At 66.4% G+C, this 2,747-nt stretch carries 1 protein-coding gene; it reads left to right on the forward strand.

Annotated features, from left to right (window positions below; all coding sequences use genetic code 11):
- Positions 1 to 235: 235 nt before the first annotated feature.
- Positions 236 to 2,593, forward strand: coding sequence for an HAD-IC family P-type ATPase (locus tag AC50YC_RS19755; RefSeq protein WP_494954967.1), 2,358 nt, complete (start codon positions 236 to 238; stop codon positions 2,591 to 2,593).
- Positions 2,594 to 2,747 lie beyond the last annotated feature (154 nt).

The raw sequence follows: 2,747 nt of genomic DNA on the forward strand, positions 1-2,747 counted from the left end.
CCCCCCACACCCCAAAAACCCCGCAACGACGCGGAAACCAGACCCGGACCCGGCCCTCCACAGACCCGTCAGGAGGAAACGCGCTCCTGTGGGCTGCATCACCTGCATGCGGGCGCTCTCCCATTAGGATCAGGGGGTGATGGCAGAAAGCCGGCGGCACAGGCCAGAGTTCCTCCATCGGCGTGTGTCCGGACCGGCCGCCACCGGCCTGTCCGAGGGCGAAGTGTCCTCCCGGATGAGGCACGGGCTTGCCAACCGTGTACCGGACACAACCAGCCGCAGCCTTTGGGAGATCGTCCGCGCAAATGTGCTGACGCTGTTCAACGCGATCGTGGTGACGAGTTTTGTCGTCCTGCTTTTGCTTGGCAGCTGGCAGGACGCACTCTTCGGGCTGGCCGCCGTCGGCAACGCAGTCATAGGTGTTGTTCAGGAGTACCGTGCCAAGCGCTCCCTGGACCGCCTCGCGGTCCTCGAGGCCCCGCTGGCCCGGGTGCTGCGTGACGGGACCGTCCAGGAGATCCCGACCGCCGACGTCGTACTTGACGACGTCCTGGTCCTGCGCGCCGGCGACCAGGTCACGGCCGATGCGTCTGTCCTCGAGACCCGCGGACTGGAGGCCGACGAATCCCTCCTTACCGGAGAGTCGGACCCGGTGGATAAGGATGCGGGGACTGAAGTTCTCTCCGGCTCGCTCATTGTTGCCGGCCGGGGCACGGCACGGGTGATCCGGGTGGGCGCTGATTCCTTTTCCAGCAGGATCGCCGCCGACGCCAAGCGGTTCTCGCTGGTCAACTCTGAGATCCGCAACAGTCTCAACCGGATTCTCGGCTGGCTCGCCTGGGCGCTGTTGCCGGTCGCCCTCATTGTCGCCAACGGCGAGATGCAGTCCAGGGGCGGCTGGGAGCAGGCCATCGCCAGCGGCACCTGGACGTCCGCGCTGGTGGGGGTGATTGCGAGCGTCATCGCCATGATCCCGCTGGGCCTGGTGTTGCTCTCGAGCGTGGCTTTTGCCGTCGGTGGGGTCCGGCTGGCCGGGAACAAGGTTCTCATCCAGGAGTTGGCGGCGGTCGAGGGCCTCGCCCGTGTAGACGTCCTCTGCCTCGACAAGACCGGGACCCTCACCGAAGGCCGCATCATCTTCGACGGTGTGCACGAGCTGTCCGAGCCCGCGGAACCTGGGTGGGAACACGCCCTAGGCTGGTTCGCTGCGGATCCGGAGGCAAATGCGACGTCGAGATGCCTCGAGGCGGCTTTTGAGCACAACGGCGGCAGCCCGGCGGTCTCTTCGGTGCCGTTCTCTTCCGCCCGGAAATGGAGCTCCGTGACGTTCGACGGCGGAACCCCAAACTCGGGCACCTGGATCCTTGGCGCCCCTGAAGTAGTTCTCACGGACCGGACTGGCGGCGCCGACGCAGGGCCGGCGGCGGAAGCCGCGCTGGGCAGGGCCGGTCGGCTCGCCGAATCCGGCCTGCGGACCGTTGTGCTGGCCCACGCCGCCGGCGCCACCATCACTGCCGACGACGCAACCCTGCCGGCCGCCGTTGAACCCGTCGTTGTGCTCACGTTTCGGGAACAGATCCGCCCCGATGCGCGCGAGACACTGGACTACTTCCGCGACGAGGGCGTCGAGCTGAAAATCATTTCAGGGGACGACCCCCGGACAGTCGCGGCGATTGCGCGCAGCGTGGGTTTGGACGTTGCTGATGGGTACGATGCCCGGAAACTCCCGGCCGATCCCCGGCTGCTAGAAGAGGTGATGGATAACAACACGGTGTTCGGCCGGGTGAGTCCGGACCAGAAGAAGGACATGGTGGCAGCCCTTCAGCGCCGCGGTCACACGGTCGCGATGACCGGAGATGGCGTCAATGACGTGCTGGCACTGAAAGAGGCAGACCTGGGCATAGCCATGAACTCGGCCGCACCTGCCACTAAAGCCGTGGCCCGGCTGGTGCTGCTGGACGGGCGCTTCGACCGGCTGCCCGGGGTGGTTGCCGAAGGCCGCCGGGTCATCGCCAACATTGAGCGGGTGTCCAAGCTATTCCTCAGCAAGACGGCCTATTCGATCGCGATCGCGGTCAGCTTCGGAATCCTCAACCTGCAGTTTCCCTTCCTGCCCCGCCAGCTGTCGTTCACAGACGGCTTGACGATTGGTATCCCGTCCTTCTTCCTGGCGCTGGTGGCCAATACCCGCCGCTACCGGCCCGGGTTCCTGCGCAGGTCACTGTCTTTCTCCGTCCCCGCCGGGCTCATCGTGACTGCTTCACTGCTCGGGTTGAACCTCTACGCGCGGTCGAGCGGAGCTGCCGGGGCAGCGCCGGAGACCCTTCAGTCCGCATCGGTGCTGACACTTTCGGTGATCGGCTTGTGGATTCTCGCGGTGGTCTCGCGCCCACTCGATGCGAAAAAGCTGGCGGTGGTTCTCGCGATGTGCGCCAGTCTCCTGTTCCTGCTCAACCTGCCGCTCGCCCAGGACTTCTTCCACCTCGCGTGGCCGCCGCCGGACCTACTGCGCGCAGCGGGCACCGCCGCGGTGGGCGGCGGTCTCGCGATCGAACTCCTGGCCTGGATTCACGGCAGGAAGTTCCCCCGCTGACCCAGGGCCGGTGCGTGGGGTGTTGTGCGTGGGCGGGACGTTGCGCCGGCGCCTGTGGTGCTGTTTGGGGGGTTAAATGCGGGAGAGCCCCGACCGTGTGGTTGGGGCTCTCGACCGTTTAATGATGTTCCGGCGGTGACCTACTCTCCCACAC

This window comes from Pseudarthrobacter sp. MDT1-56 (assembly GCF_059383555.1).